27 protein-coding genes are annotated in these 26,864 nt (G+C 65.9%); 16 read left to right on the forward strand and 11 right to left on the reverse strand.

Features of this window, described 5'->3' with window-relative positions:
• The first annotated feature begins 38 nt into the window (after positions 1 to 38).
• From EV641_RS26260 to EV641_RS26275, 4 genes are read left to right on the forward strand one after another with little or no spacing between them, the layout of a single operon-like run.
• Complete coding sequence (locus EV641_RS26260) at positions 39 to 1,265, forward strand: acyl-CoA dehydrogenase family protein (RefSeq protein ID WP_054716745.1); 1,227 nt, start codon at positions 39 to 41, stop codon at positions 1,263 to 1,265.
• Between the two features lie 15 nt (positions 1,266 to 1,280).
• A complete protein-coding gene (locus tag EV641_RS26265; RefSeq protein ID WP_054716742.1) occupies positions 1,281 to 2,354 on the forward strand; it encodes a phosphotransferase family protein in 1,074 nt (357 codons plus the stop codon).
• Complete coding sequence (locus tag EV641_RS26270; RefSeq protein WP_054716739.1) at positions 2,351 to 3,109, forward strand: SDR family oxidoreductase; 759 nt, start codon at positions 2,351 to 2,353, stop codon at positions 3,107 to 3,109. The genes EV641_RS26265 and EV641_RS26270 overlap by 4 nt, the downstream gene beginning before the upstream one ends.
• Before the next feature lie 2 nt (positions 3,110 to 3,111).
• A complete protein-coding gene (locus EV641_RS26275; protein ID WP_132475957.1) occupies positions 3,112 to 4,497 on the forward strand; it encodes an NtaA/DmoA family FMN-dependent monooxygenase in 1,386 nt (461 codons plus the stop codon).
• On the opposite strand, the gene EV641_RS26280 is transcribed toward EV641_RS26275, so the two are convergent.
• The 5 genes from EV641_RS26280 to EV641_RS26295 all read right to left on the reverse strand — a co-directional run bounded on the left by EV641_RS26280 (position 4,481) and on the right by EV641_RS26295 (position 8,002).
• Positions 4,481 to 5,578, reverse strand: a complete 1,098-nt coding sequence (locus EV641_RS26280; protein ID WP_132475960.1) for an inositol-3-phosphate synthase — start codon at positions 5,576 to 5,578, stop codon at positions 4,481 to 4,483. The two genes, EV641_RS26275 and EV641_RS26280, sit on opposite strands and share 17 nt — an antisense overlap.
• Positions 5,571 to 6,131, reverse strand: a complete 561-nt coding sequence (locus tag EV641_RS26285; RefSeq protein ID WP_054810023.1) for a PadR family transcriptional regulator — start codon at positions 6,129 to 6,131, stop codon at positions 5,571 to 5,573. Before EV641_RS26285 ends, EV641_RS26280 begins: the two co-directional genes overlap by 8 nt.
• 133 nt (positions 6,132 to 6,264) lie before the next feature.
• Positions 6,265 to 6,561 carry a DUF1707 domain-containing protein gene (locus EV641_RS29345; RefSeq protein WP_158289215.1) on the reverse strand — a complete coding sequence of 99 codons (297 nt, stop codon included), beginning with the start codon at positions 6,559 to 6,561 and terminating at the stop codon, positions 6,265 to 6,267.
• Positions 6,558 to 7,154: a hypothetical protein gene (locus tag EV641_RS29350; RefSeq protein ID WP_158289216.1), complete on the reverse strand. Its 597-nt coding sequence runs from the start codon at positions 7,152 to 7,154 to the stop codon at positions 6,558 to 6,560. Before EV641_RS29350 ends, EV641_RS29345 begins: the two co-directional genes overlap by 4 nt.
• Positions 7,151 to 8,002 carry a DUF1707 domain-containing protein gene (locus tag EV641_RS26295; protein ID WP_158289217.1) on the reverse strand — a complete coding sequence of 284 codons (852 nt, stop codon included), beginning with the start codon at positions 8,000 to 8,002 and terminating at the stop codon, positions 7,151 to 7,153. The genes EV641_RS29350 and EV641_RS26295 overlap by 4 nt, the downstream gene beginning before the upstream one ends.
• Before the next feature lie 96 nt (positions 8,003 to 8,098).
• Between EV641_RS26295 and EV641_RS26300 the strand changes: the two genes are divergently transcribed.
• The 4 genes from EV641_RS26300 (at position 8,099) to EV641_RS26315 (ending at position 13,706) form a co-directional block, all read left to right on the forward strand.
• Positions 8,099 to 8,521 carry a DUF5318 domain-containing protein gene (locus EV641_RS26300; protein WP_158289218.1) on the forward strand — a complete coding sequence of 141 codons (423 nt, stop codon included), beginning with the start codon at positions 8,099 to 8,101 and terminating at the stop codon, positions 8,519 to 8,521.
• An 831-nt stretch (positions 8,522 to 9,352) separates the two neighbouring features.
• Entirely contained in the window at positions 9,353 to 11,590 is a 2,238-nt protein-coding gene (locus EV641_RS26305; RefSeq protein ID WP_241997486.1) for a transglycosylase domain-containing protein, read from the forward strand.
• A gap of 9 nt (positions 11,591 to 11,599) precedes the next feature.
• The gene (locus EV641_RS26310; protein ID WP_132475972.1) at positions 11,600 to 13,219 is read left to right on the forward strand and encodes a glycosyltransferase family 87 protein; all 1,620 of its coding nucleotides are present in this window, start codon (positions 11,600 to 11,602) and stop codon (positions 13,217 to 13,219) included.
• Positions 13,220 to 13,241: 22 nt separating this feature from the next.
• Complete coding sequence (locus tag EV641_RS26315; RefSeq protein ID WP_132475975.1) at positions 13,242 to 13,706, forward strand: RNA polymerase subunit sigma-24; 465 nt, start codon at positions 13,242 to 13,244, stop codon at positions 13,704 to 13,706.
• 114 nt (positions 13,707 to 13,820) lie between these two features.
• Here EV641_RS26315 and EV641_RS26320 read toward each other — a convergent pair whose 3' ends face one another.
• The 4 genes from EV641_RS26320 to EV641_RS26335 form a co-directional block, all read right to left on the reverse strand.
• Complete coding sequence (locus tag EV641_RS26320) at positions 13,821 to 15,155, reverse strand: DUF1254 domain-containing protein (RefSeq protein WP_132476008.1); 1,335 nt, start codon at positions 15,153 to 15,155, stop codon at positions 13,821 to 13,823.
• A gap of 130 nt (positions 15,156 to 15,285) precedes the next feature.
• Positions 15,286 to 15,699, reverse strand: a complete 414-nt coding sequence (locus EV641_RS26325; protein ID WP_132475978.1) for a DUF2752 domain-containing protein — start codon at positions 15,697 to 15,699, stop codon at positions 15,286 to 15,288.
• 7 nt (positions 15,700 to 15,706) lie between these two features.
• Entirely contained in the window at positions 15,707 to 16,039 is a 333-nt protein-coding gene (locus EV641_RS26330; RefSeq protein ID WP_132475981.1) for a CD225/dispanin family protein, read from the reverse strand.
• A 49-nt stretch (positions 16,040 to 16,088) separates the two neighbouring features.
• Positions 16,089 to 17,450 carry a glycosyltransferase 87 family protein gene (locus tag EV641_RS26335; RefSeq protein WP_132475984.1) on the reverse strand — a complete coding sequence of 454 codons (1,362 nt, stop codon included), beginning with the start codon at positions 17,448 to 17,450 and terminating at the stop codon, positions 16,089 to 16,091.
• Positions 17,451 to 17,579: 129 nt separating this feature from the next.
• Here EV641_RS26335 and rpsF point away from each other — a divergent pair, with 129 nt between their 5' ends.
• From rpsF to EV641_RS26365, 6 genes are all read left to right on the forward strand, one after another.
• Positions 17,580 to 17,867, forward strand: coding sequence for a 30S ribosomal protein S6 (gene rpsF, locus EV641_RS26340; protein WP_054718113.1), 288 nt, complete (start codon positions 17,580 to 17,582; stop codon positions 17,865 to 17,867).
• Positions 17,868 to 17,931: 64 nt separating this feature from the next.
• Positions 17,932 to 18,450 (forward strand): single-stranded DNA-binding protein, encoded by a 519-nt coding sequence (locus EV641_RS26345; RefSeq protein WP_054718110.1) that lies wholly within the window; start codon positions 17,932 to 17,934, stop codon positions 18,448 to 18,450.
• Between the two features lie 40 nt (positions 18,451 to 18,490).
• Positions 18,491 to 18,733, forward strand: a complete 243-nt coding sequence (rpsR, locus tag EV641_RS26350) for a 30S ribosomal protein S18 (protein ID WP_054718108.1) — start codon at positions 18,491 to 18,493, stop codon at positions 18,731 to 18,733.
• A gap of 16 nt (positions 18,734 to 18,749) precedes the next feature.
• A complete protein-coding gene (gene rplI / locus EV641_RS26355; protein WP_132475987.1) occupies positions 18,750 to 19,205 on the forward strand; it encodes a 50S ribosomal protein L9 in 456 nt (151 codons plus the stop codon).
• Positions 19,206 to 19,713: 508 nt separating this feature from the next.
• Positions 19,714 to 22,887: a replicative DNA helicase gene (dnaB, locus tag EV641_RS26360; protein ID WP_132476011.1), complete on the forward strand. Its 3,174-nt coding sequence runs from the start codon at positions 19,714 to 19,716 to the stop codon at positions 22,885 to 22,887.
• Between the two features lie 124 nt (positions 22,888 to 23,011).
• Positions 23,012 to 23,623 (forward strand): AAA family ATPase, encoded by a 612-nt coding sequence (locus tag EV641_RS26365; protein WP_132475990.1) that lies wholly within the window; start codon positions 23,012 to 23,014, stop codon positions 23,621 to 23,623.
• 15 nt (positions 23,624 to 23,638) lie between these two features.
• Here the strand turns inward: EV641_RS26365 and EV641_RS26370 are convergent, their stop codons facing one another.
• Both EV641_RS26370 and EV641_RS26375 read right to left on the reverse strand, forming a co-directional pair.
• On the reverse strand, positions 23,639 to 23,833 hold the full coding sequence (locus EV641_RS26370; protein ID WP_054718036.1) for a ferredoxin: 195 nt from the start codon (positions 23,831 to 23,833) through the stop codon (positions 23,639 to 23,641).
• Between the two features lie 78 nt (positions 23,834 to 23,911).
• Entirely contained in the window at positions 23,912 to 25,180 is a 1,269-nt protein-coding gene (locus EV641_RS26375; protein WP_132475993.1) for a cytochrome P450, read from the reverse strand.
• Between the two features lie 252 nt (positions 25,181 to 25,432).
• Here EV641_RS26375 and EV641_RS26380 point away from each other — a divergent pair, with 252 nt between their 5' ends.
• Entirely contained in the window at positions 25,433 to 26,125 is a 693-nt protein-coding gene (locus EV641_RS26380; RefSeq protein ID WP_054718039.1) for a TetR/AcrR family transcriptional regulator C-terminal domain-containing protein, read from the forward strand.
• A gap of 39 nt (positions 26,126 to 26,164) precedes the next feature.
• Positions 26,165 to 26,773 carry a hypothetical protein gene (locus tag EV641_RS26385; RefSeq protein WP_054718042.1) on the forward strand — a complete coding sequence of 203 codons (609 nt, stop codon included), beginning with the start codon at positions 26,165 to 26,167 and terminating at the stop codon, positions 26,771 to 26,773.
• Positions 26,774 to 26,864 lie beyond the last annotated feature (91 nt).

Below are 26,864 nucleotides of genomic sequence, written 5' to 3' on the forward strand. Positions count from 1 at the left end.
GCCTAACTGAGCATTGCTCAATTGAGGACGGAGCCTTCATGGATTTCGGACAGTCCGCGCGGAGCCTCGACTATCTCGAGCGGCTGCGCAGCTTCATCGCCGCCGAAGTCGAACCCGTCGAACGGCACGTGCGTGCCGTGCGGAGCGAGGCGCTCGCCCAACGTCGCGACGACACCGGCAGCTGGTCCGTCTCGCCGGAATTCCGCGAACTGCAGCGCAAGGCCCGCGAGGCCGGACTGTGGAATCTCTTCCTCCCCGACCCGGACCTGGGTGCGGGCCTGTCCAACATCGACTACGCGCCGCTCGCCGAGGAGATGGGCCGGTCGATGTTCGCGTCGGCCGTGTTCAACTGCGATGCGCCCGACACCGGGAACATGGAGGTGCTCCACCACTACGGCAGCGCCGAACAGAAGGAACGGTGGCTGCGCCCGCTGCTCGACGGTGAGATCCGGTCGGCGTTCTGCATGACCGAACCCGACGTCGCCTCGTCGGATGCCACCAACATGGCCGCGACCGCCGTCGTCGACGGCGACGAGGTGGTCCTGAACGGACGCAAATGGTGGAGCACCGGTATCGGGCACCCCGACTGCAAGGTACTGATCTTCATGGGCCTGACCGACCCGAACGCGCACAAGTACCAGCAGCATTCGATGGTCCTCGTCCCGATCGACACACCCGGGGTGACGATCGAACGCATGCTCCCGGCGATGGGATATTTCGACGAACCCGGTGGGCACGGCGAGGTGTCGTTCACCGAGGTCAGGCTCCCCCTGGATGCGGTGATCGCCGGGCCGGGCCGCGGTTTCGAGATCGCTCAGGGTCGTCTCGGTCCGGGTCGCATCCATCACTGCATGCGCCTGGTCGGGCTCGCCGAGCACACACTCGAACTCGCATGCCGCCGCGGCCTCGACCGGACGGCCTTCGGCAAACCGATCGTCAACCTCGGCGGCAACCGTGAACGCATCGCCGATGCCCGCATCGCCATCAACCAGCTCCGACTGCTCGTCCTGCACGCCGCATGGCTGCTCGACACGCAGGGTCTGGCAGGTGCCCGATCCGCGGTCTCCGAGATCAAGGTCGCCGCACCGCGGGTCGCGCAACAGATCATCGATTTCGCGATCCAGATCCACGGTGGCGCAGGACTGTCCGACGACTTCCCGCTCGCCGGTGCCTGGACGGCAGCGCGGGCACTGCGCCTTGCGGACGGCCCCGACGAGGTGCATCAAGGCCTCGTGGCACGATTCGAACTCGGCAAATACAACTGAGATGGAGATACCGGAGTGAGCGAGCTTCCCGACAATGCACGTGTGGTCCGCGACGAGGACACGTTCGACGTTCGGGCCGTCGCAACGTGGCTCGGCGAGCACGCCGGCATCGCAGGGATTCCGGAGGTGCGTCAATTCTCGGGTGGCGCGTCCAATCTGACCTACCTGCTGCGCTATCCGGATCGAGATCTCGTGCTGCGCCGTCCGCCGGCCGGGGCGAAACCGTCGTCCGGGCACGACATGGCGCGTGAGTACCGCATCCAGTCGCTGCTCGCACCGGCCTATCCGCACGTGCCGGCCATGGTCGGCATGTGCACCGACCACAGCGTGCTCGGCAGCGATTTCTACGTCATGGAACGCGTGCCCGGCACGATCCTGCGGACCGACCCGCCGACCACTCTGGATCTGACGCCGGAACAGACCCGTGCCCTGTGCCTGCGGATCGTCGACCTGCTCGTCGAACTGCACGGTGTCGACCCCGAGACCTCCGGGCTGAACGAATTCAGCCGCGGCACCGGATACGTCGCGCGGCAGGTTGCGGGCTGGACCAAGCGCTACGCGAAGGTCCGGACCGACAACGTCCCCGATTTCGCGCGCGTAACCCGCTGGCTCGACGAGACACAGCCCGCCGACGTCGCGTCGACGGTCGTGCACGGAGATTTCCGGCTCGACAATGTGGTGCTCGACGCGGACGATCCGCTGCGGCCGGTTGCGGTGCTCGACTGGGAACTTGCGACGATCGGCGATCCGCTCATGGACCTGGGGTCGTCGCTCGCGTACTGGGTGCAGGCCGACGACGACCCGATGATGCTCGCCACCAAGCGGCAGCCGTCGGACCTGCCCGGCATGCTCACCCGCCGTGAGATCGTCGAGTACTACTCGAAGAAATCCGGGATGCCGGTGGACGACTGGGGATTCTACGAGGTCTTCGGCCTGTTCCGGCTCGCCGTGATCGCCCAGCAGATCTACTATCGTTATCACCACGGGCACACCACCAACCCCGCGTTCAAGGACTTCTGGGTGGTCGTCGGTTACCTCGACTCCCGGTGCAACGAACTCATCGACCAACTCGAGAAGGAGGGCCGATGAGTCGGCCACAGCGACGCAACATCCTCATCACCGGAGCGAGCTCCGGCCTGGGTGCCGGAATGGCCCGCGAATTCGCCGCACGGGGACGCAATCTCGCGCTCGCCGCTCGCCGGGTCGATCGCCTCGACACACTGCGGTCGGAACTGCTCGCCGAGCATCCGCATATCACGGTCGCTGTGCGGTCGCTGGACGTCAACCGGCACGACGACGTCTTCACCGTCTTCCGTGAGTTCGACGAGGAACTCGGCGGTCTCGACCGGGTGATCGTCAATGCGGGCCTCGGCAAAGGACAGCCGTTGGGCACGGGCTACTTCCACGCGAACGTGCAGACTGCACAGACCAATTTTCTCGGTGCCCTCGCCCAGAGTGAGGCGGCGCTCGAGCTCATGCGTCCGCGTAATGCGGGGCACGTCGTCCTGATCTCGTCGATGAGCGCATTGCGCGGGATGCCGCGCAACATGACGACCTACGGTGCGTCGAAAGCCGCGGTCGCGGCCCTCGGAGAGGGGATGCGATCGGACCTGGCGGGCACCGGGATCGACGTCAGCACCATCTTCCCCGGCTACATCCGGTCGGAGATCAACGAGAAGGTGAAGAAGGTCCCGTTCATCGTCGATACCGAAACCGGTTGTCGTGCACTGGCTGCGGCGATCGAGAAGGAGCCGGCCAAGGCATACGTGCCGGGGTGGCCGTGGATCCCGCTCGCATACGCAATGAAGGTGTTGCCGTTGTCGGTGGTACGGCGTATGACCTGACCATGAACGGAAAGAAGCTTCACATCGGCCTGTCGCTGTCACCGACGTGGTTGTCGGGCGATGCGTGGCGACGCCGCGACAGCCGTGTCGGCGAGATCTTCGACAGCGACCTCTACGTCGATCTCGCACGGCGCAGTGAGGACGCGAAACTCGATTTCGTCTTCAAACCGGACTCTCAATTCCTCGACCCGGTAGCGCTCTCCGGCGGGCCGGGATTCAGCAGCCTCGATCCCATGATCCTGCTGGCCACGCTTGCCCGAGAAACGAGCCGGATCGGTCTGGTCTCGACCGCGTCGACGACGTTCTTGCCGCCGTACGCGGTGGCGCGGCAATTGCAGTCGCTCAACCGGGTCAGCGGCGGGCGTGCGGGCTGGAACATCGTCACGTCCCTCGACGGGCAGGCCAACTTCGGGCTCGCCGACATGCCGAGCTCGCAGGAGCGGTACGCGCGTGCCGCCGAAGTCACCTCGGTCGTGCAGAAACTGTGGGCGAGTTATCCACACGACGCACTCCGGGTCGACCGCGACAACGGGGTGTACGCCGACCCGTCGGCAGTGGGGCCGGTCGACCACGTGGGCGAATTCCTCTCGGTGGCAGGTCCGCTCACCGTGCCGGAGCCGGCGTCGGGACAGATTCCGCTGTTCCAGGCCGGCTCCTCGCCCGAGGGAAGAGAATTTGCCGCCACGGTGGCCGACGCGGTGTTCGCAGCAACGCCGGATGTGGATGCGGGAATCGAACTGCGGAATGATCTGGGTGCACGAGCCGAACGGCTCGGCCGCACACCGGATTCGCTCGTGGTGATGCCCGGGCTGAGCATGTTCCTCGCGCCGACGTCGGCGCATGCCCGCGAGCTGCATCGCGAGACCCACGCTCGGATGAGTCGAGAGCGGAAGTTCACGTTCGTCGAGGCGACATTGGGCATCGACCTGCGAGGGCTCGACCCCGATGGACCGGTGCCGGTAGACGACCTCCCCGATCCGAATCGGCCGGTGCGCAGCAGAACCCACGCCGAACTGGTGCGTCGGATGGTGCTGCGCGACCGCCCGACCGTAGCGGAGTTGCTCGAACGGCCCGAGATCGTCGCGTCGGCGCACTGGGTCGTGGTGGGCACTGCGGACGACGCTGTTGCGCAGATCGTGGAGCGGGCGGAGAAGGGTGCGATGGATGGCTTCATCGCGCTGCCCGGCGGTTCGTGGGGTTCGTTGGGAATTTTCTTCGACGAAGTTGTTCCGAGACTCGTCGAGCGAGGTCTGTTCCGCGCCGAGTACAGCGGCACGACGCTCCGGGAGCACCTGACAACCCATAGAACAGCTGTGGCGGTGGGTGAGTCCGGAGACTCTCCCACCGCCACAGCGCGTTCGCAGTGCCGAGTTACTCGGCGCCGATGATGAAGGCCTCGAGCTCGGTGCGAGCCTTGTCGTCGGCCATCTGGACCGGCGGGGACTTCATCAGGTAAGCGGATGCCGGGAGAATCGGGCCACCGAGGCCGCGGTCCTTGGCGATCTTCGCGGCGCGGATCGCGTCGATGATGATGCCGGCGGAGTTCGGCGAGTCCCACACCTCGAGCTTGTACTCGAGGTTCAGCGGGGCGTCACCGAAGGCACGACCCTCGAGGCGGACGTATGCCCACTTGCGGTCGTCGAGCCACTGAACGTAGTCGGACGGGCCGATGTGGACGTCGCGATCGTGGACCTTGCCGGCCAGCGGGCCGTTGAGGTTCGACGTGACGGCCTGGGTCTTGGAGACCTTCTTGGACTCGAGACGCTCACGCTCGAGCATGTTCTTGAAGTCCATGTTGCCACCGACATTGAGCTGGTAGGTGCGGTCGAGCACGACGCCGCGATCCTCGAACAGCTTCGCCATCACGCGGTGTGTGATGGTGGCGCCGACCTGCGACTTGATGTCGTCGCCGACGATCGGGACACCGGCGTCGGTGAACTTCTTGGCCCACACCGGGTCAGAGGCGATGAACACCGGGAGAGCGTTGACGAACGCCACGCCCGCGTCGATGCAGCACTGGGCGTAGAACTTGTCGGCCTCGTCGGACCCGACGGGCAGGTACGACACGAGAACGTCGACCTCGGCGTCCTTGAGCGCCTGGACGATGTCGACGGGCTCGGCGTCGGACAACTCGATGGTCTCGGCGTAGTACTTGCCGATGCCATCGAGGGTGTGACCACGCTGGACGGTGACGCCGGTGGGCGGCACGTCCGTGATCTTGATGGTGTTGTTCTCGCTGGCGAGGATTGCTTCGGAGAGATCGAACCCGACCTTCTTGGCGTCGACGTCGAACGCGGCGACGAACTTGACGTCGCGCACGTGGTACTGACCGAATTCGACGTGCATCAGACCGGGGACGGTCGTGGTGGCGTCGGCGTCCTTGTAGTACTCGACGCCCTGAACCAGAGACGAGGCACAGTTCCCCACGCCCACAATGGCCACGCGCACCGAGGTGCTGTTCTCACCCATGGTCGGGTTCTCCTTCTTTTCTGCTTGCTGCTGACGACTGCTCGGCGGCGATGAGTTCGTTGAGCCAGCGGACTTCACGTTCGCTGGACTCGAGGCCGAGTTGGTGTAGCTGACGGGTATAGCGATCCAATGTGCCGCTCGCCCGCCCGATGGCGTCGCGAAGGCCTTCTCGGCGCTCCTCGACCTGGCGTCGCCTGCCTTCCAGAATCCGCATCCGCGCTTCCGCGGGTGTCCGGCTGAAAAAAGCGAGGTGAACGCCGAATCCGTCATCGGTGTAGTTCTGTGGGCCCGTGTCGGCCACCAGTTCGGTGAACCGTTCCCGGCCTACCGGGGTGAGCTGGTACACGCGACGAGCGCGCCGCTTCACCGGCCCGGGGACTCCGGCATCCTCTTCGGCGATGAGGCCATCGGCCTTCATCCGCCGCAATGTCGGATACAGCGACCCGTACGAGAAGGCGCGGAATGCGCCCAGAAGCCCGGTCAATCGCTTGCGGAGCTCGTAACCGTGCATGGGCGATTCGAGAAGCAGCCCGAGGATTGCCAGCTCGAGCAATGGGGCCACCTCCTACGTCCGTTCGAACCTGACCGACTGATGCGATGCAAAACTATATCGCACCGATATATAGAACCATACGCGTGTCCCGATAGGTGCACACGGAAGGCCCGCGATGGAAGGTGCGCGAGAACTAGAGGAGTCCGAGCACCACACCGGCAGTCGAGCCGAGGATCACGGCAGCGCCCACGACGATCCACCGCAGGGTCCAGGAGTCCGGTCCGGCAGAGCGAACGGCGCTGCCGCCGGGCGGTTGCAGGTCCTCCACGAGCGCGTCGAGGTCGGTGAGAGTGCAGGCGCCGTACGACTGTTCGATCCGATATTCGTGTTCCGTCGCGTCGATCTGCCCGTCCGCCGCGGCCGCGTCCAGCCACGTGCACGTCCGAGCGCGGTCCACGTCGCGTGCGCGAGCCGTCCTGTCGCCGCTCACGGTTCGAACCTCCGCACGGCGAGGACACGTCCGTCCGGTGTCAGGACCAGGTACCCGTTCTCCTGCGCGCGGTTCGACACGTAGATGCTCACGGTGGCTTCCCCGACGTCGATTCCCAGGCCCACATGGCTCACCGAGCCGTCCGGCACACCCACCGACTGGGGGGCCCCGGCCAAGTATCGAGCGAGCAGCGGGACATCCAGGGCGTCGAGATCGAACTCGGGTGTACCGACGGGTCGCGTCGTCGGGGAATGATCCGACTCGAAAGTGCCGCGATACGAATACGGCATGACGCGATCCGGCGAGTGCGGCACCGCACGCTCGATACTCGCGTACTCGTCGTGGAGTGTTGCCTCGTCGAGCAGCGTGTCGCCGAACCGGTCGCGGTAGTCGCGGCGGAACTGCTCGAGCCCCGCCGCCGTGACGAGGCTCGGGGCAGAGGCCGAGGCTGCGACCTCGGCCGGGGCCGCAGTCACCCGCGTGGTGTCGACGGCCGGGTCGGGCTGCACCATCAGGTACGACACAACACCGCTGACCAGTGCGAGCGTCACCACTCCGGCTGCGAACGCCCGAGCGGGAAGGCGCTCGATCATTCGTACGTCCGCAGGATCTCGCCGGCCGCGGTCGCTTTGACGTATCCGCTGCCGCGGGTGTCGTCGTCTACGTACACGTTCATCGTCACCATGCCGTCGTTGCGGACGAGCACGTGCGTCACGCTGCCGCCGGGCCGACCCAGCAGTTCCGGCGCACGGGCCACCAGATCGGAGAACGCCGCGACGTCGATCGTCGAAAGATCGAGATCGGAGTACGTGCTCATCCGATTGCTCGGGGGTGATCCCGATCGCTGGAATCCACCCCGATAGGTGTAGCCGACGACCCGATTCGACGACTCGCTCTCCGCGCGCTCCACGGTCGCGAAGTCCGGATACACCCCGAAGGTATGCACGACGGTATCGCCGAACGCGGCTCGGTAGTCGTCGACGACCCGTGCGAGCCCACCCGGCTCGAGTGGATCGACAACGTCGACGACGATCGGCTCGACACCGCCGTCGTCCTCACCGCCGTCGTCCTCGTCGACCGGGTCCGGAGCGACGGCGGGTGCTACCGCGACCGGCTCCCCCGGCGGCGGTGTACCCCGGTCGGGAAGCGCACCCCACACAACGGCACCGACAGCGACGATCGCCACACCCGCGACCACCGGCGCGATCCATCTACCGGACGCCTTTCCGGACCGGTCGTCCTCGGGTTCGGCGGGCGGTTGCAGGTCGCGAACGAGATCGGCGAGTTCCGGCAGCGTCTTCGCATTTTCGGCGCGTGCGACGAGGTCGCGCCACTCTTCGGTCGTGACCTGCCCTTCGGCGTAGGCGAGGTCGAGACGTGTGCGCGTCCGGGCGCGGTCGCTGTCGCGAGCTCGGGTCGGCGGCGATTGTCGGCGGGACACGTCAGAAGCGTAGTTCGTCCGGAATGGGCACGCCGTGTTCAGGACCGAGCGCACTCCGCGCCCACTTGCACTGGGGCCGCACGTACTCTGGATCCCGTGCAAACTCAGCGGCAGGTGGTGGACTACGCGTTGCAGCGACGGTCGCTGCTCGCCGAGGTCTACTCGGGCAGACGCGGCGTGACCGAGGTCTGCGATGCGAGTCCCTACCTGTTGCGAGCTGCAAAGTTCCACGGCAGGGGCAGCGACGTCGTGTGCCCCATCTGCCGCAGGGAGCAGCTGACCATTGTTTCGTGGGTCTTCGGCGACAAGCTCGGACCGGTTTCCGGCTCTGCGCGCACTCCCGAAGAGCTGACCCGCCTGGCATCCAGCCAGGAGGAATTCTCCGTCCACGTGGTCGAGGTATGCCGAACCTGCAGTTGGAACCACCTGGTGCAGTCGTACGTTCTCGGTGCGCAACCCGCGCCGAAACGACCCCGTCGTCGATCGACAGGTGCAAATCGACGTACCGCGAGCGAGTGAACGGGCGCCGGACGACGTGACATCGACGTGCCCGACGGTGTACACAGCTGCACAAGACCGAACGACCGAGTCGTCGACTACCTGTCCGAGGACGGAATCGAGGAGGCGGCGTAACGCGTCGCGCCGACATTTGGAGAAACGTACGTGAGTTCCACCGACAACGAACCCGAGGACAACCGGGCGGTTCCGCCCCAGCCGAACGGCCCTGCCGGCGTCCCGCCGCAGCGGCCGACACCGGATGGTGCACCCGCTCCGGGTCGTCCGCTGCCGCCCCCGCCGCGTCAGCAGGGGTCGGGGCAACCCCCGGGTCCAGGTGCACGTCCGCCGCTCCCCCCTCGAGGACAACCGCAGCAGCCACCCGGACGTGGCGGGCTCCCCCCGCAGCAGCCGGGGCCTCGCCCGGCAGGTCCCCAGCAACCGGGTCCTCAGCAAGGTCCGCCGCCGGGTCGTGGTGGACCGCCACCTCAGCAGGGCCGGCGACTGCCGCCGCAGGGGCAAGGACAGCCGATGCGACCCGGCACGGGCCCGGTTCCTCAGCAACAGCGTCCGCCGCAGATGTTCCCCGGCGCGCCCGCCGATCGTGCACAGGGCGCGCCCGCCGATCGCCGTGCGCCGGGTGCTGCGCCGGGAGCCGATCACACACGCCGGATGCAATCCGGTGCGCCGAACAGCCAGGAACAGGCGGCACTCAGGCAGCCCCCGCCGCGGGCAGCTGCTGCGTCTCGTCCGACCGGTGGTCCCCCCGCGGGCGGACCGCCGACGGCACCTCCCACGGGTGGACCCGGTGGCGGAGCCGGCGGTGGTGGCCGGAAGCGGGGCATTCCGTGGCGCATGATCCGGCGTATCGGCTACGTGGTGGTCGCCGCGGGCATTCTCGTTCCCGTCCTCGCGTTCATGCTCGCGTACGTCGCGCAGGATGTGCCGCGTCCCGGTGAGCTCGTCACCAACCAGGTGTCGACGATCTACAACGCCGACGGATCGAGCGTCATCACCAAGATCATCCCGCCTGAAGGTAACCGCCAGGAGGTGGACCTGCAGCAGATCCCCGAGCACGTTCGTAACGCCGTGCTCGCAGCTGAGGACCGTGATTTCTACAGCAACTCGGGCTTCTCGATCACGGGCTTCGCGCGCGCCGCGCGCGACAACATCCTCGGGCGTGAGAGCGCGGGCGGTGGCTCGACGATCACGCAGCAGTACGTCAAGAAGGCACTCGTCGGTGACGAGCGGAGTCTGACGCGTAAGGCCAAGGAACTCGTCCTCTCGGTGAAGATGGCAAACCAGTGGCCGAAGGACGAGATCCTCTCCGCCTACCTCAACACCATCTACTTCGGTCGAGGCGCGTACGGCATCTCGGCGGCCTCGAACGCCTACTTCGGTAAGCCGGTCAGCGATCTGACCGTGGAGGAGGGCGCAGTCCTCGCGTCGTCGATCCAGCTGCCGTCGCTGCTCGACCCGGAACAGAACCCCGAGGGCGCAGAGGCCCGCTGGAACTATGTGCTCGACGGCATGGTGTCCGCGGGCACTCTCAATGCAGAAGACCGTGCGACGAAGCAATACCCGGCGTACGTCCCGATCGCCGAGCTCGACTTCGGCGACCAGACGATGGGCCCGGAGGGTCTGATCAAGAACCAGGTGCTCGCGGAACTCTCCGCCGAAGGCATCGACGAGAACCTTCTCAACACCGCGGGTCTCGAGATCACCACCACGATCGACACCACGGCGCAGGCCGCTGCGGTCGATGCCGCGCAGTCGAACCTCGAAGGTGAGGACGAGAACCTGCGTACTGCAGTGGTGTCCGTCGATCCGCGCAGCGGCGCGGTGCGTGCGTACTACGGCGGTGACAGCGGTGTCGGATACGACTTCGCACAGGCAGGGTTGCAGACCGGCTCGTCCTTCAAGGTGTTCGGTCTGGCTGCCAACCTCGACCAGGGCAAGCCGTTGTCGACGACGTACGACAGTGGTCCGCTCACCGTCAACGGCATCGATATCAGCAACGTCGAAGGTGAGCAGTGTGGTGAGTGCACGATCGCCGAGGCGCTCAAGCGTTCGCTGAACACGAGCTTCTACCGGATGATGCTCGACATGGACGACGGCCCGCAGGCCATCGCCGACATGGCTCACACACTCGGTGTCGCGAAGGAACTGCCGGGCATCGGCGAGACCCTCACCGAGCCGGGCGGCGTGGGACCGAACTACGGCATCGTGCTCGGCCAATACCAGTCGCGGGTCCTCGACATGGCGTCGGCCTACGCGACGCTCGCCGCGTCGGGCATGCACTACGACCCGCACTTCGTGCAGAAGGTCGTCACCTCCGACGGCGAGGTGCTTCTCGACCGCGGCTCGCCGAGCGGCGAACAGGTGGTCGACGACGCCGTGGCCGACAACACCACCGCGGCCATGACGCCGATCGCTGCCCACTCGAACGGGCACGCCCTTGCCGGTGGCCGTCCGTCCGCCGCGAAAACCGGAACCGCCCAGCTCGGCGACACCGGGTCGAACAAGGATGCATGGATGGTCGGGTACACCCCGTCGCTCGCCACCGCGGTGTGGGTCGGCACCGAGCAGGGCGTAGCGATCGAGAACAGTTGGGGCGGCAAGATCTACGGATCCGGTCTGCCGTCGGACATCTGGAAGGACACGATGGACGGGGCGCTTCAGGGCACCGATGTGGAGTCCTTCCCCAAACCGGGCTCGATCGCCGGTGAGTCCGGTGTGCCGACCTGGTCGGCGAAGACGACGGCACCGGCGACCAGCGATCAGCCGTCGACGTCGCGAACGATCCCGACGTTGCCGGAGATTCCCGACATCACGACGCAGAACGTGGAGATCTTCCCGGGCGTGACGATCCCGATTCCGGGCGTGGCGCAGGCCCCGGCCACCACGACTCCGTCACGTGGATTGTCGAACGACGATTCGACCTCCGAAGAGGAGGAAACCGAGAGTGGGGGCTCGGGCGGCAGCGATCCCACCGTGCCGTCGGTTCCCACCACCACGAATCGGGTTCCCCAGTTCGATCAGCCGGGCGCGGCGAACGGCCAAGGGTACGGCGAGCTCCAGCCCGCCGGGTAACCTCTCGGCGTGACCGTCAACGAGGAGGCCGCGCACAGGGGACACGTCTCTCCCGAGCCTCTCGCCGACGACCGTCGTTCCGTGGACTGGCGCGACACCCCGGGTCGAACCGACCCGATGGTGTCGCGCCTTTCTGCAGTCGTCGGCGGGCCGGTCGGCCGGCACGCCATGCTGGGCCGCACTCGCTTCTTCACGCCGCTGCGGGCGATGCTGTTGCTCGCGGTGGTGTTCTTGGCGTTGGGGTGGTTCGGGAAGGCCGCGTGCATCCAGCAGGCGCCACTCGGCCCCGACGGTGCACCCGGGTTGGACTGGAGCAACAACCGCCAGTACGTGGCGATGTGCTATTCCGACATCGTTCCGCTCTACGGTGCGGAGCGTCTCAACGAGGGGGCGTTTCCGTACGCCACGTCGTGGGAGGAACCCGGCGCGGACGGGCAGACGCAGACCCGGTACATGGAGTACCCCGTCGTGGCGGGGCTCTACCAGTACATATCGATGCGTGTCGCGAAGGCCTGGGACTCGGTGTCGTGGTTGCCTGGTGGGCTCCAGGTGGCGATCTACTTCAACGTCGTCGCGTTGGTGCTCGCGTTCGCATGGCTCGCGACGGTGTGGGCCACCGCCATGTCAGCGGGGCGGCGAGTGTGGGATGCTGCGCTCGCCGCTGCCTCGCCGCTCGTTCTGGTCCATGCGTTCACGAACTTCGACGCCCTGGCCACGGCCTGCGCTGCGGGTGGTCTGCTCGCGTGGGCCCGCCGCCGCCCCGTGCTTGCGGGTGTGCTGCTGGGGATCGGTGCCGCGACGAAGCTGTATCCGCTCCTGCTGCTCGGCCCACTGCTGGTGTTGTGCCTGCGCACCGGGAAGATGCGGGCATTCTTCCGGACGCTCGGTGCCGCTGCGGGCACGTGGCTCGCGGTGAATCTGCCGATCATGCTGCTTTATCCGCAGGGGTGGTACGAGTTCTTCCGCTTGAATTCCGATCGCGGCGCCGATCCCGATTCGATCTACAACGTGCTGCGGTCGTTCGTCGGATGGCCCGACTGGTCACCGTCCACCCTGAACAGCGTGTCGTTGCTGTTGTTCGCGACCGCATGCGCCGCGATCGGATGGCTTGCGCTGACCGCGCCGCGGCGCCCACGACTGGCGCAGCTGTGTTTCCTGCTCGTGGCAGCTTTCCTCTTCACGAACAAGGTGTGGAGCCCACAGTATTCACTGTGGCTGGTCCCGCTGGCGGTGCTCGCGATACCGCACCGCAGGGTGCTGCTCGCCTGGATGACGGTCGATGCGCTCGTGTGGGTTCCGCGCATGTTCTATTACCTCGGCCCCGACAACAAGGGCGTGCCGGAGCAGTGGTTCACCGCGACGGTGTTGATCCGGGACATCGCGGTCCTGGCGTTGTGCGCGGTGGTGTTGTGGCAGATCCGGCGTCCGGTCGACGATCCCGTCCGGTACGGATTCATCGACGATCCGGTCGGTGGCGTTTTGGACCAGGCACCCGATGCGCACCCGCGGTGGCTACCGGGATGGTTGAAACCGGCGCACCAGCGTGCGGCACCGAAGGCGTCCCGACCGGTTTCTTTCGATTCGGTCTCGTTGGATCGGAGGACGGCAGAGGCGCCGAGGTCGTCCTAGTCTTGTAGCGGAGGGAGGGAAAATGACGACTGTGCGCGGCAACGGGGTACTCGGGCACTTCACGATGTGCGAGCTCGCCTGGTCGGTGGCTGCCGGCGACGCCGCTGCGATGCCTGCCCTCCTGCGACAGCTGTATCCCCAGGCCTCCGCCTATTGCCGTGCCCGCGCTCGCGACACCGGCGTCTCGTTCACCGAGGCCGACCGCCTCGCCCTCGAGGTGTGCCACGCGATCCTCGCCGAGGTGTCGTCGGTAGCGGGTGCCCAGCAGCCGTTCGCACGCCTTGCCTATGCGACCGCTGTCGACGCCGCAGACTCCCGATTCGCTCATCCCGTCGGCGGTGCCGGAACCCGCACCCAGCGGGAGATCCTCATTCTGCGCACGATCGTGGGTCTGGACCTCGAGCTGACTGCGATCGCAATGGGCATCAGCCCCCGGCGGGTACGCGCCGAGCAGCACGCGGCGCTGCGTTCGCTCCGCGCGGCCTGATCGGGTGATCGACGGCGAACACCGGTGGAGAGCAGCTATCCGGAATCTGCCCTTTCCCGGACGCTGTCGGTCTGGTTCGTCGCCGCGTGCGGCATCCTGATGTCGTTCGCCCGGTCAGGTTCGGGTGATCGGTGCGACGACATAGGTCTGGTCCAGGACCGCGTCGGCGGGTTCGTACATCCGCAGCACCGGCCGGAATTCGCCGGCAGGAGCAGGAAGCCAGTTCGCACGGGCGGTGGGATCGGCAGGGGCGGTGTGGCTGATCGTGAGGGTGAGCGCGCCGTCGTGGTCGTAGATGATGCCGGGAGTGCGGTCCCCGACGGAGTAGCGGTCGATGGGGTTGTCGACCAGGTAGAAGTCCGGTACCGAATACATGGTGATCGACCAGAACGCCCCGACGGGCGGGGTGGGGTCCAGGCGCAGGGTGTAGGTGTGGTCGCCGGTGAGTTGTTCACCTCGTTCGTCGAGGTAGGTCATGATGTAGGCGGCTTCGTAGGCGTGGTTGCCCCACAGCCCGCCCTTGGCTGCGGCGGCGCGTTCGATGATCCGTAGCTCGGGGTCGGCGATCTTGAATCGGGGGTCGTCGAGGGCTCCGACCTCGAAGTAGTCGCGGTTGTAGTCGAAGGCGTGCAGCGTGAGTTTCCATCCGTTGACCTGCGGACTGGACCCGTGGGTGAGTGCGGTGTCGAGGTTCTTCTCGCCGGCGCGCACCCCATCGCGTAAAGCGGTGGCCGTGTGGTCGTCCGGCGAGATGTATGGCGAGGCGCCGGTCTGGCCGATCCCGATCGGCGCGAGGGAGTCCTGTAGTTGCTGGTCGCGCGGTGCAGGCGGGAACGCCTGCGACCACAGCCGCAGCTTTTCCAGGAACAGCAGGTCCGCATCGACCGCAGAGTCCGGTGTAGGTAGGCCGACCGGGCGCGCGCGGGAGTCCAGCGGGGTGAGCGTGGTCGTGTCCTGTAAGGCGTGCACGGCAGGCAGGTCGGCGTCGTCGGCGCAGGCCCACCGGCCCACGATCGAGGCAATCGTGGTGGGGAAGGTGATCACGGTGGTACTGCCGGCGGCCTCGCCGGTCCAGTCGGGTGGGACGAGCAGGAAGTCTCCGGCGGCGGTGCCGGTGGCGCGGTGCCCGATGTAGGCGAAGTTGTCGGTCCAGGCATCGACGAATTGCAGCACGTAATAGCGGCCTGCGGTGTCGGGGACGTGTAGGGTCACAGGCCCGGCCGACAGGTCGATCTGCGCCATCGAGTACAGGGTGTCGTTGTTGATCGTGACGAAGGTATCGGCGGGCCCGGCCAGGGTCCGGGCGTGGGAGAAGGTGTTGAACGGCGCTGCAGGATTCGCACCGATCCCCTCGCGGACATATCGATCGACCTGGTCCAGGTTGAACACGAGTGGGAACCCGTAGATGTAGGCACGCGCCGCGACCTCGGATAGTTCCTTGTTGGTCATCGGCACGTCCTTGTCTCGTCGCCCGCCCGCCGATGCGATCCGTGAGCCGCCGACGTTGCCACCAGCATCGGCCACCACCAGGTGCTGACGCCTCACCCGAACCAGGTGATCCGGCAGCCCGGGCAGCCCTTCAGATTCGCAGTGCGGTGAACGGCGCGACCGGAATGTTGCGTACCACGAACCACACTGCGACCACTGCGACCACGATGTGCGGGGCCCACCGATATCGCTCCCACCGGGGCATGGGTGTGCCGCGAACACGGCTCACGGTCCACACCCCGAACACGGCGAGCAGTCCCACCGTCACGAGAACACCCAGTGCATTGAACTGAACTGCCACCGGAATATCAAGGTGCACAAGCGAATACAACATCCTCGACGCACCGCAGCCGGGGCAGAGGATCCCGAAGATCGTGTAGGTGGGGCACGGCGGGATGACCCCGCCCGGGGTGGTCGGGTCGGCCCACGCCACGAACGCGCACGCGCACGCTGCACCTGCCGCGACCGCGGCGGGAGCTTTCAGGTGTGCGAGGGTGCGTTCCATGAGGTCCTCAGTGCGTCGTGGCCACGACAGCGGCCCAGAAAGCGAAATAGGCCACGACGAGCGCGATCAGCCCGACAACCCAGATCACCGCCGACCAGATCGCCCAGGTCTTCGCCGAACGTGCGGCCCGGTGCGCGTCGTCGAAACGTCCCTGTGCCCATAGATTGTTGACCCGCGACGCCTTGACCAACGACACGATCCCGATCGGCATGCAGAACACCACGGTAGCGACGATGCCCCACACCAGGTTGTTCTCCGGTGGCCGGCCGTACGGATGGAACGGAGAACCGTAGGCGCCCGGCCCTGGTCCGGGTGGTGGGAACTGTCGATAGGCATTCATGTGCCGGTGCGCTCCTCGGGTCGCGGGTGTGCGGCGGGTTCGTCGCCTGTCATCGCGCATCCGCCGTACTGGTGAGTGGGCGATCGTGGCCGTCCTGCCTGCGCCTCTCCGGCGTGTGGCGCTCGGACGAGTTGACGAAGACGAAGAACAACACGACCAACAGTAGTGCGCGCCCCCAGACCCCGATGTGGACGAGAGTCAGCGGCAGTGCCGGGTCGATGTTGCCGGCGGTCGCGTCGAACCAGAGGAAGATCCCGATCCCCATCGACAGGTCGACGAGAAGATACGTTGCGATGAGTTGCCACGGGATGCGCAATAGCACGAACAGGGGCAGCAGCCACAACGTGTACTGGGGTGAATGCACTTTGTGGAGCAGCAGGAATCCGCACAGCACCGCGGCGGCCACCGGGAGCCACGGATAGGTGCCGTCGCGAAGGTAGCGGCGCCATCCGAGCCACATCGCGAGCGCGAACGCCGCGAGCATCAACATCGGCGACGCCAGCGCGACCACGTCGTTGTATTCGGAGGTGACGTCGTGCCCCTGGTAGTTGCCCATCAGTGGGCGCAGTCCCCAGTACCAGATCGAGTTGCTGGTCGCGTCCGCCTCTCGGTTCTGCTGGAACGTGAACGACGCGCGCCACCCTTCGAAACCGAGGATCGCGAACGGCAGGTTCACCGCGACGACCGTCGCGACAGCTGTGCCTGCCACGGCCAGTGCGCCGCCGAGGTCGCGTCGCCCGGTCGGCGCGGGGTCATCGCTGTCGGCGTCGCCGCCGGTGAAGATATAGGCGAGCAGTGGCAGCACGAAGAGCCCGGGATAGAGCTTGAGGCAGAACCCGACGGCGAGAAGCGCCGCGGCGATCATCCCGCGGGTACGAAGGGACCATCGCCGCGTACCCACGACCGTGATGGCCAGGACCGTCACCGCGACCACCGGAAGGTCCCAGTTCAAGAACGCATACAACACGAGCGGCGGTGTGGCCGACCACCAGAGGGCATGCCATCCCGCGATCCGTCCGAGAATCCACGCGGTGAGCAACCCGAACGGCGCGAGTAGCAGCGCTGAGTGCAGCAGGAAGTCGGCGTCGGTTTTCGCGAACAGTGCACCCACCCACATGAGGACGCCACCGAGCACGGGGTACTCGACGGTGCCGCCTGTGAGATTGCCCGCAGCGGTGATTCCGCCGTCGACGAACGGGAACTGATGGAGGTTGATCCCGCGTCCGAGCCACAGTTGCTGGATGTCGGAATAGCAGACGGCTGCGTCCTTGACCTCGTCGAATTGCATCGAGCGTCCGAAGAGATCGAAGGGCGGACCTGCGCAGCGGGCCTTGTTGAGGTAGCCGAGCAACAGCATCAGCGCGCACGTGACCACCGCGACGAGCGTGGGAAGTGATCGGCTCGTGCGCATGTCCTCACCCTAAGCCAATTTCGCTGGTCAAGCGGTGGTCATGTACCCTTCTTGGGTTGCTGACGCAACGACCCTCCTGTCACGGATCGTCCGTGACCGTTCACAGTCCATGGGAGGTGATGAGGTCTTATGCGTCATTACGAATTGATGATCATCCTGGACCCCAGCCTGGATGAGCGCACTGTCGCTCCCTCGCTGGAGACGTTCCTCAACGTGATCCGCCAAGAAGGCGGCAAGGTCGACAAGGTCGACGTGTGGGGTAAGCGTCGTCTCGCATACGAGATCGCCAAGAATGCCGAAGGCATCTACGCGGTGGTCGACATCAGCGCGACGCCCGCTGCCGTTGCAGAGCTGGATCGTCAGCTCGGCCTGAACGAGTCGGTGCTTCGCACCAAGGTTCTGCGCCTCGGAAAGTGAGCCTGTCGGCGCTTGGCCGTAGGCTCTGGCGCATCAGGACTCCACACACTGCAGGAGGAACCACATGGCAGGCGACACCGTCATCACCGTGGTCGGCAATCTGACCGCCGATCCAGAACTGCGTTTCACCCCGTCGGGTGCTGCGGTCGCGAACTTCACTGTCGCGTCCACGCCCCGGATGTTCGACCGTCAGTCCAATGAATGGAAGGACGGCGAGGCTCTCTTCTTGCGCTGCAACATCTGGCGTGAGGCAGCCGAGAACGTGGCCGAGAGCTTGACTCGAGGATCCCGCGTGATCGTGCAGGGCCGGCTCAAGCAGCGCAGCTACGAAACGCGTGAAGGCGAGAAGCGCACTGTCGTGGAGCTCGAGGTCGACGAGATCGGCCCCTCGCTCCGTTACGCCACGGCCAAGGTCACCAAGGCCGGTCGCGGCGGTGGCGGAGGCGGCTTCGGTGGTTCCTCCGGTGGATCGGGCGGTGGGCGCCCCAGTTCCAACGCCAACGTCGGTGGGGACGACCCGTGGAGCAATGCTCCTGCGGGTGGCTCCTTCGGTGGCGGCGGGGACGACGAGCCCCCGTTCTGATCCGACCTTCGATCGGAACATCTAAGTACGGAGAAAGACCATGCCTAAGTCGCCCGCGCGCGAGAAGGTTTTGAAGAAGAAGGTCTGCACCTTCTGCAAGGAAAAGAATGTGCAGATCAACTACAAGGACACCACGCTGCTGCGTAAGTACGTCAGCGATCGCGGCAAGATCCGCGCTCGCCGCGTCACCGGCAACTGCGTGCAGCACCAGCGCGATATCGCTGTTGCTGTGAAGAACTCCCGTGAGGTGGCTCTGCTTCCTTACGTCTCGACGACTCGCTAAGGAAAGGGGAAACACGATGAAGCTCATCCTCACCGCCGACGTGGACAACCTCGGTGCGCCTGGCGACACCGTTGAGGTCAAGGACGGTTACGGCCGCAACTACCTGCTGCCCCGCGGACTGGCCATTGTCGCCACCCGTGGCGCCGAGAAGCAGGTCGCGGGTATCCGCCGTGCACAGGAGGCCCGTGCAGTGCGCGGCCTCGAGCACGCGCAGGAGCTCAAGGCCGCCATCGAGGGCCTCGACAGCGTCTCGCTGGCAGTCAAGACCGCTGCAGACTCGGGCAAGCTGTTCGGCTCGGTCACCGCTGCCGACGTTGCCGGCGCGCTCAAGGCTTCCGGTGGCCCGGTTGTCGACAAGCGCATTGTCGTGCTGCCCAAGGCGCACATCAAGGCGACCGGCAAGCACGAGGTCGTCGTGAAGCTGCACCCGGATGTCACCGCGAAGTTCACGCTGAACGTCGTCGCTGCCTGATCCAGGTTTTCGAGGAGCCCCGCGCACATCGCGCGGGGCTCCTCGCCGTCTGTGCACAACATGTGGATGAAACTTGTGGAATTCATCTCGTATGTGATCCACAACATATCGTTTCTGGAACGAAACGACGGACACGCCCGGCCGTCGATATGGCCACGACACGCCGAAATTCTTTTGCTCCACAGTTGTGAAGAGCAATTTTTGCGCTCTGAACTGGGTAAATGCGCGATGTGACATGCGTTCTCCCCAGGTTATCCACAGAGGGTGCACAACGTAGTCCACGTGTTTCCACAGTTCATCCACAGATGTGTGCACAACCCGATTTGGTGAGCGGCATTTAGGTCCCTAACGTCGTGCACACGACTCCCACGGATATGTCGGTGGGGACGGGTAGAACGTGGATTGTGGGTCCGGGCCGCAGGGGCCGGAGCCGACTGCGGAAAGTCCGTCGGCCGGGCATGACCGTGCTTGGTTCGGGATTCGGAAGGGCGGTATCGCGTTGGCAGTTGTGGACGATCGAGGCCATTCCGAGTACTCCGGACCGCCCGACGAACCGGAAACCGATTTCGGGCGTCAGCCTCCCCACGACTATGTCGCGGAGCAGTCCGTGCTCGGCGGGATGCTGCTGAGCAAGGACGCCATCGCCGACGTCCTCGAGGTGCTCCACCCGGGCGACTTCTACAAGCCCGCGCACCAGTTCGTCTACGACTCGATCCTCGATCTCTACAGTCGAGGTGAGCCCGCCGACCCCGTCACGGTGTCGGCCGAACTCGATCGCAAGGGCGAACTCAAGCGCATCGGTGGCCCCGCCTACCTCGTCACGCTCACCCAGACGGTCCCCACCGCCGCGAACGCCGGCTACTACGCCGAGATCGTCTCCGAGAAGGCCATCCTGCGCCGCCTCGTCGAGGCGGGCACTCGCATCGTCCAGTACGGGTATGCGGGCTCCGAGGGGCAGGATGTCGCCGAGGTCGTCGATCGCGCCCAGGCCGAGATCTTCGATGTCTCCGAACGCCGCACCAGCGAGGATTTCGTTCCCCTCGAAGAACTGCTGCAGCCCACGATGGACGAGATCGACTCCATCGCCAGCCGCGGAGGCATCTCGGTCGGGGTACCCACCGGGTTCGCCGAGCTCGACGAACTCACCAACGGCCTGCACGCCGGGCAGATGATCATCATCGCTGCACGTCCCGGTGTCGGTAAGGCACTCGCACTCGATACTCCCCTGCCCACCCCCAGCGGGTGGACCACCATGGGCGAGGTCGCGGTCGGCGACGTACTGCTCGACGCCGACGGTGCGCCGACCTGCGTCGTCGCGGCCACCGAGGTCATGCACGGGCGCCCGTGCTTCGATGTCGTGTTCTCCGACGGCACGGTGCTCGTCGCCGACGCCCAGCATCAGTGGCGCACCTCCGACGGAGCTGTCCGTACCACCGTCGAGCTCGCTGCCACTCTCGACGACGATCACGCCGTCGTCAACGCTGCTCCCCTCCGGATGCCCGCTGCCGACCTGCCCGTTCCGCCGTTCACGCTCGGTGCATGGCTCGGTGGCCCGTCGTCCGATCCGCACGTCCACATGCGCGTCGAAGGCGAAGGCGGGTGCACCGAGGCGCTGATGGCGCTCGGTGCGCACATCCCCGCTGCGTATCTGCGGGCGTCGCAGGAACAGCGCCGCGACCTGCTGGCCGGGCTTCTCGACGCCGGGGGCACCATCGACGGCGACGGCACCATCCGATTCGCCTCGGACTGTGCACGTCTCGTCGACGATGTCGCCGAACTGATCGCGGGCCTGGGCCACACCTTCACCGTCGACGGGGGCGAGGTGGCGTTCGAGACCGACGACGACGTCTTCGTCCTGCCCAGCAAGGCTCTACTGCACAAGGAGTGCCGGGTTCCGGTGCCGGCCGAGCGGCGCATCGTCGCGGTGCGGCCGGTGAAGTCGGTGCCGGTGCGCTGCGTCGAGGTCGACGGCGATCACATGTACCTTGCGGGTCGTGCGATGGTGCCCACCCACAACTCGACGCTCAGCATGGACTTCATGCGGTCGTGCTCGATCAAGCACGGCATGGGTTCTGTCATCTTCTCCCTGGAAATGGGACGCACCGAGATCGTCATGCGACTGCTCTCCGCGGAAGCGAAGATCAAGCTCGGCGACATGCGATCCGGTCGCATGACCGACGACGACTGGACCCGCCTCGCGCGTCGCATGAGCGAGATCAGCGAAGCACCGCTGTACATCGACGACTCACCGAACCTGACCATGATGGAGATCCGCGCAAAAGCACGGCGGCTCAAGCAGAAACATGACATCAAGTTGATCGTCATCGACTACCTGCAGCTCATGACATCCGGCAAGAAGGTCGAGTCGCGTCAGCAGGAAGTCTCCGAGTTCTCGCGAAGCCTCAAGCTCCTCGCGAAGGAACTCGAAGTTCCTGTCATTGCGGTCTGTCAGCTCAACCGTGGTCCCGAGCAGCGAACCGACAAGAAGCCGCAGGTGTCCGACCTCCGTGAGTCGGGTTGCCTGCCTGCGTCCACCCGGATCCTGCGCGCGGATACCGGCGCGGAGGTCACTCTCGGGGAGCTTCTCGAGACCGGTGAGCAGCCGCTCGTGTGGTCGCTGGACGAGCGGATGCGCATGGTCGCACGGCCGATGACGAAGGTCTTCCCGAGCGGCCGCAAGGAAGTGTTCCGGCTGCGGCTCGCATCCGGACGTCAGGTGGAAGCGACGGCGAACCACCCGTTCCTCACCGTGGACGGTTGGATGTCTCTCGGCGAGTTGATGGTCGGCGGGCGTGTCGCGGTGCCGCGTGCTCTTCCCGCACCGATCGACATGGTCACCTCTACCGAAGACGAGATCGTCGGGCTCGCCCTCCAGGCTGTCGCCGATGCCGCGGTGCCGTCGCGTGCGTTCGCGTTGCCGAAGGATCAGGTCGCTGCGCTGCTCTGCCACGTGTGGGAAGACAGCGGCCTCCTCGCCTGGGACTTGGACGCGCAGCAGGCGATGATCCGGTACTCGACCGCCGACCGGCGATTCGTCGACGATCTGGCCGTCCTGTTGCTGCGGATCGGCGTGTTCTCACAGATCACCGAAACCGCGTCGGGCTACGACCTGCGCGTGACCGACCCGGACGGGCAGGCGGTGTTCCTGCACGACGTCGGTGCCCACGGCACGGCAGCGCAGTGGGTGCTGACGCAGCTCGGGCCCACGCTGACGCGGCGCAGCGCCGACGGTGTCACCCCCGAACTCGAGGCGTCGCTCGGAAGGCTCCTTGCGGTCGAGCGGTTCACGCCGAGCGAGCTCGTCGGTGCAGCGGCTTCGCGTTCCAGCCTGGCCGAGGTGGCCGGTGTGCTCGACGAGGCCGACATCGACATGGTCGCCACGAACAACGTGTACTGGGACGAGATCGCTTCCATCACGAGCCTCGGTGAGCAGGACGTCTTCGACGGAACTGTCCCGGGCACGCACAATTTCGTGGCCGACGGCGTCTCGGTGCACAACAGCCTCGAGCAGGACGCCGACATGGTGATCCTGCTGCACCGTCCCGACGCCTTCGAACGCGACGACCCGCGTGGCGGCGAGGCCGACTTGATTGTCGGCAAGCACCGTAACGGACCCACCGCGACCATCACGGTCGCGCACCAGCTGCATCTGTCTCGATTCGTGGACATGGCGCGCGGCTGAACCTTCCTCCGCTTGTTCGGGTTTCCGTTGGTCGTGAGGCAACGGGAAGCCGTAGTGCCGGAGGAAAGTTCACACGTGACTCCAGAAGCAACGGCGCGGCCAGCGCACCACTATGCTCGGCGAAATGCTCATCTGGATCAACGGGGCGTTCGGTGCAGGAAAGACGCAGACCGCGTTCGAGCTGAATCGACGCGCCCCGAGTTCGCACGTCGCTGATCCCGAACTCATCGGATTCGCGGTCCACAAAATGCTTCCCGCGTCTGCGCGAGGCGATTTCCAGGACCGCCCCCAGTGGCGATCGGCTGTCATCGCAACACTTGCCGACGCGATCGCTGCCCACGACGGTCCGGTCATCGTGCCCATGACGTTGGTGGAACCGGACTATTTCGACGAGATCATGGCAGGCCTGGCTGCCGAGGATGTCGAAGTCCGGCATTTCTCCCTCGTTGCATCACCCGAGACCCTCCGCCGCCGACTACAGGCCCGCACCGGTTACTGGCTTGGTCGTGCAGTCGGACGGGAGGAGACCTGGGCCATACAACAGATCCAGCGCTGCGTCACTGCGCTTGCCTCGGAACGATTCGCTGAACACGTCGACACCGACGGCCGCGCGATCGACGAGGTTGTCGAAGACATCGCGGCGCGAGCGGGCCTGGATCTCACCCACGACCGACTGCCGCCCGTCCGCCATCAGTTGCGGCGAGCGGTAGTCGGCGTCCGCCACATCAGGATGTGAGCAAGGGGCCCGGCGTCAGTCTTCCGCGATCTGGATGGCGATCCGTGGACAACTTCCCGCCGCCCTGCGCACAGCGTCCTGAAGCTCTGGTGCGGGGTTGTCATCGAGGATCGTCACGATGTCCTCGTCGCCGAGTCGAAACAACTCCGGGGCACTCGCTTCGCACAGGCCGTGTGCTTCACAGAGATCCGTATCCAGTGTGACCTTCATCTGCTCTCCCAGGGGCTGGTGTCGAGCCCGGCGCAGCCCCCGAGGGCTGCTGCGCCGGGTATTCCTACGTTTCGGTGATCAGCCGATCGGGTCGTACTTCAGGTGCAGGTTGTTCAACCCGCGCAGGAGGTAGGTGGGTTCCCAGGTGAACTTTCGATCGGACTCGGGTCCGTGCTCCGCGTCGTCGAGCTGGATGTCGTCCATGCGGTCGAGGAACCGCTCGATGCTGACCTTCGCTTCGACACGTGCCAGCGGACCGCCCGGGCAGGAGTGCACGCCGCGTCCGAAAGCAATATGCTCACGCAGGTTTTCGCGGTCGACGCGGAATTCTGCCGGGCATTCGAAGCGGTCCGGATCGCGGTTGATGGCGCCGGGAAGAATGGCGACCGGAGTGCCCGCGGGGAGATCGATGCCCCGCAGTGTGGTGTTCTTCAGCACCAGGCGGAAGTCCGTCTTCACGGGGCTCTCCACGCGGAGGGTTTCCTCGATGAACGCCGGGATGAGTTCGCGGTCGTCGCGCAGTTGCTTCTGGATGTCGGGTCGCTCGGCGAGGACCTGGATCGACGAACTGAGCAGTCGGGCAGTGGTTTCCTGTCCCGCGGCGAACAGGAACGTCGCCAAACGCACCACATCGATGACCTCGGGCAGGGTGCCGTCGGGGAAGGTGGCGGTCGCGAGGTCGGTCAGGACGTCGGCGCGGGGGCTCTTGCGACGGTCTTCGATGTAGCCGCTGAACTGGGCGTCGAGCCACTCGAGTGGATTGACCTGGAGCTCTTCGTTCTCGTCGAGAGTACGGGCGGTCGCGGTGAGCAGCTTGTCGCGGAATTGGTCGTGGTCTTCTTCCGGAACGCCGAGGAGGTCTGCAACGACGATCAGCGCGAACGGTTTCGCGTAGTCGTTGAGCAGTTCCATGCGGCCGCTCTCGAAGAAGGTGTCGATCTGCTTATCGGCGAGGCGCCACATGAACTCTTCGTTCTCCTTGAGCCGCTTCGGCGTCAGGAGTCGTTTGAGGAGGGCGCGCTGGGCCGTGTGCTCCGGCGGATCCATCGTGACCATGTGCTCGTTCAACGGCAGTTGGTCGCGGTGCGCGGCGAGTTGAGCAGTGATGTCATCGCCCGCGGGGGTGAACGGCAGTGGCGGGAACGGTCCGAGGAACGCGTTGGCCGACGAATACACCTCGTGGTTGCGGTACACCTCGACGGCTTCTTCGTAGCCGGTCACCGCGACCACTCCGTGGTGGGGCATATGGGTGACTGGGCACTTCGAACGAAGGTGCTCGAAATACGGGTAGGGATCTTCCACCAGGGATGCGTCGGTGAAGAAATCGATCTCGTCGAAACCGGTCAAGTCTGCCTCCTCTTCGGGGTGCGCAACGGCGTCGTCGCACACGGGATCTTGAAGCACGGCCTGGGGCGAACGGCTGGGCTGTGCCGTGCGGGAACCGGATATCCGATTGAGAGAATACGGTATTAATTCCCGCATGGGAAGAATTTCTCTCCCACATCCATCGAAACAACGGACATACAGGTCAGGGGCCTGGAACGGCGCGACGGGAGGAGGGGAATCCTGCGGCGGGGCCGGAGATCGTAGGCTTGCCGGGTGAGCAGCGAGGAGATGGTCCGCAGCGCGGGTACGCGCCGCCGCGGCCGGCCCAGCAAGATCAGCCGCGATCGGATCGTGGCCGCAGCACGATCGCTCGCCCCCGACACGCTCACGATGCAAGCCGTGGCAGACGAACTGGGTGTCGACCGGAAGGCCCTCAACTACTACGTCAGCGACCGGCAGGGCCTGCTCGAACTGGTGGCGCTGGATGTCTTCGAATCCGCGATCCGCGGCGTCGACACACCGGAAGGTCAGGACTGGCGCCAGGTGCTGCGGTCGTGCGCTCGAGCGATGAAGGAGGCGCTGACGGCGGCGGGCGTCCTCATCGTCTACATCCGATTCGACGGAATGACCGATCTCGGCGCTCTCACGACAGTGGAGCGGATCATGGAACGCCTGGTGCGCGCAGGATTCGACGCGGAGGAGGCGGGGCGTGTGATCACGCTCCTCGCCGTGATCGCGCACGCGGCGGCGCGCGAGGACATCGCCGCGGCGTCGGGAGCCACCGATCCGCAGGTCGACGATGTCGTCCGAACGGTGGAAGCCGGATCGCCGGAAGACCTTCCGCTGCTTCACGGGTTCGCATTGAGCCGTGAAGCGCAGTCCCGCGCAGTCGAGCAGTTCGAGTTCGAGCTGGATCTGATCGTCGACGGGCTGGACAGGCGTCTCGAACAGCGCAGCACCGGCTGAAGGCTGCCGCCGTCGGAACCCGTTGCGATACTCGATGCCATGGCCATGATCAAGACATATCGTCGTGATGACGACGGTGTATTGCACTACCGCGAGGCGTGGAGCGAGAAAAGTGGAGTGCGGACCCACATGGGCGCCGTGGGCACCAAGGGAAGGACACGTTTCCACTCGACACGCAGTCGGACATGGCCGGACAAACCCACAGCAACCGAGTTCCTCGACAATTTCACCGAGGAGAGCGCAGCAGACGGCTACTTCCCTGTCCCCGACGACGATCACGGCTGGCTGGTCCTCCAATGCTGGACGTTCACCGCCGATCTCTCGCACCCCGACGACCAGCGACTCTTCGAGCATGGGCAGGACGCGCTCGACGAGCACCTCGGTTGGCGCGGGGTGGGGCACTACGACGGCAACGACCTCGGCGGGAAGCCCCCTGCCGGATACGACCTCGACGGAACCGTGATGAACCTCTTCTGCAAGGTGGTGGACACCGGTCTCGGAGTGAAGGTGGTGCGAAGCTTCGCCCGGGCCTTCCATCTCACGCCCTACCATGTCATCGCCACGCGCGAACCGGGCGACGACAACGACTACGTATTGGCGTGGTCGCCCCGCAAGCGCGACAAGGACTTCGATCTGTTCCGCCTCTGACCGCACTATCTTCGGCGCAAGCCCGGTCGTTCACGGCCGGGATAGCTCGATCCCTCGAGCGGTGTGTGTCGGTGGTCGCTTGTATGGTGCG

This window comes from Rhodococcus sp. SMB37 (assembly GCF_004345605.1).
In the GTDB taxonomy this organism is placed as follows: Bacteria; Actinomycetota; Actinomycetes; order Mycobacteriales; family Mycobacteriaceae; genus Rhodococcus.

Coding starts and splice junctions, on each gene's coding strand:
- EV641_RS26260 (WP_054716745.1), top strand. CDS start 39: ATGGATTTCGGACAGTCCGCGCGGAGCCTCGACTATCTCGAGCGGCTG.
- EV641_RS26270 (WP_054716739.1), top strand. CDS start 2,351: ATGAGTCGGCCACAGCGACGCAACATCCTCATCACCGGAGCGAGCTCC.
- EV641_RS26275 (WP_132475957.1), top strand. CDS start 3,112: ATGAACGGAAAGAAGCTTCACATCGGCCTGTCGCTGTCACCGACGTGG.
- EV641_RS26280 (WP_132475960.1), bottom strand. CDS start 5,578: ATGGGTGAGAACAGCACCTCGGTGCGCGTGGCCATTGTGGGCGTGGGG.
- EV641_RS29350 (WP_158289216.1), bottom strand. CDS start 7,154: ATGATCGAGCGCCTTCCCGCTCGGGCGTTCGCAGCCGGAGTGGTGACG.
- EV641_RS26305 (WP_241997486.1), top strand. CDS start 9,353: ATGATCCGGCGTATCGGCTACGTGGTGGTCGCCGCGGGCATTCTCGTT.
- EV641_RS26315 (WP_132475975.1), top strand. CDS start 13,242: ATGACGACTGTGCGCGGCAACGGGGTACTCGGGCACTTCACGATGTGC.
- EV641_RS26320 (WP_132476008.1), bottom strand. CDS start 15,155: ATGACCAACAAGGAACTATCCGAGGTCGCGGCGCGTGCCTACATCTAC.
- EV641_RS26325 (WP_132475978.1), bottom strand. CDS start 15,699: ATGGAACGCACCCTCGCACACCTGAAAGCTCCCGCCGCGGTCGCGGCA.
- EV641_RS26330 (WP_132475981.1), bottom strand. CDS start 16,039: ATGAATGCCTATCGACAGTTCCCACCACCCGGACCAGGGCCGGGCGCC.
- EV641_RS26335 (WP_132475984.1), bottom strand. CDS start 17,450: ATGCGCACGAGCCGATCACTTCCCACGCTCGTCGCGGTGGTCACGTGC.
- rpsF (WP_054718113.1), top strand. CDS start 17,580: ATGCGTCATTACGAATTGATGATCATCCTGGACCCCAGCCTGGATGAG.
- EV641_RS26345 (WP_054718110.1), top strand. CDS start 17,932: ATGGCAGGCGACACCGTCATCACCGTGGTCGGCAATCTGACCGCCGAT.
- rpsR (WP_054718108.1), top strand. CDS start 18,491: ATGCCTAAGTCGCCCGCGCGCGAGAAGGTTTTGAAGAAGAAGGTCTGC.
- rplI (WP_132475987.1), top strand. CDS start 18,750: ATGAAGCTCATCCTCACCGCCGACGTGGACAACCTCGGTGCGCCTGGC.
- EV641_RS26365 (WP_132475990.1), top strand. CDS start 23,012: ATGCTCATCTGGATCAACGGGGCGTTCGGTGCAGGAAAGACGCAGACC.
- EV641_RS26370 (WP_054718036.1), bottom strand. CDS start 23,833: ATGAAGGTCACACTGGATACGGATCTCTGTGAAGCACACGGCCTGTGC.
- EV641_RS26385 (WP_054718042.1), top strand. CDS start 26,165: ATGGCCATGATCAAGACATATCGTCGTGATGACGACGGTGTATTGCAC.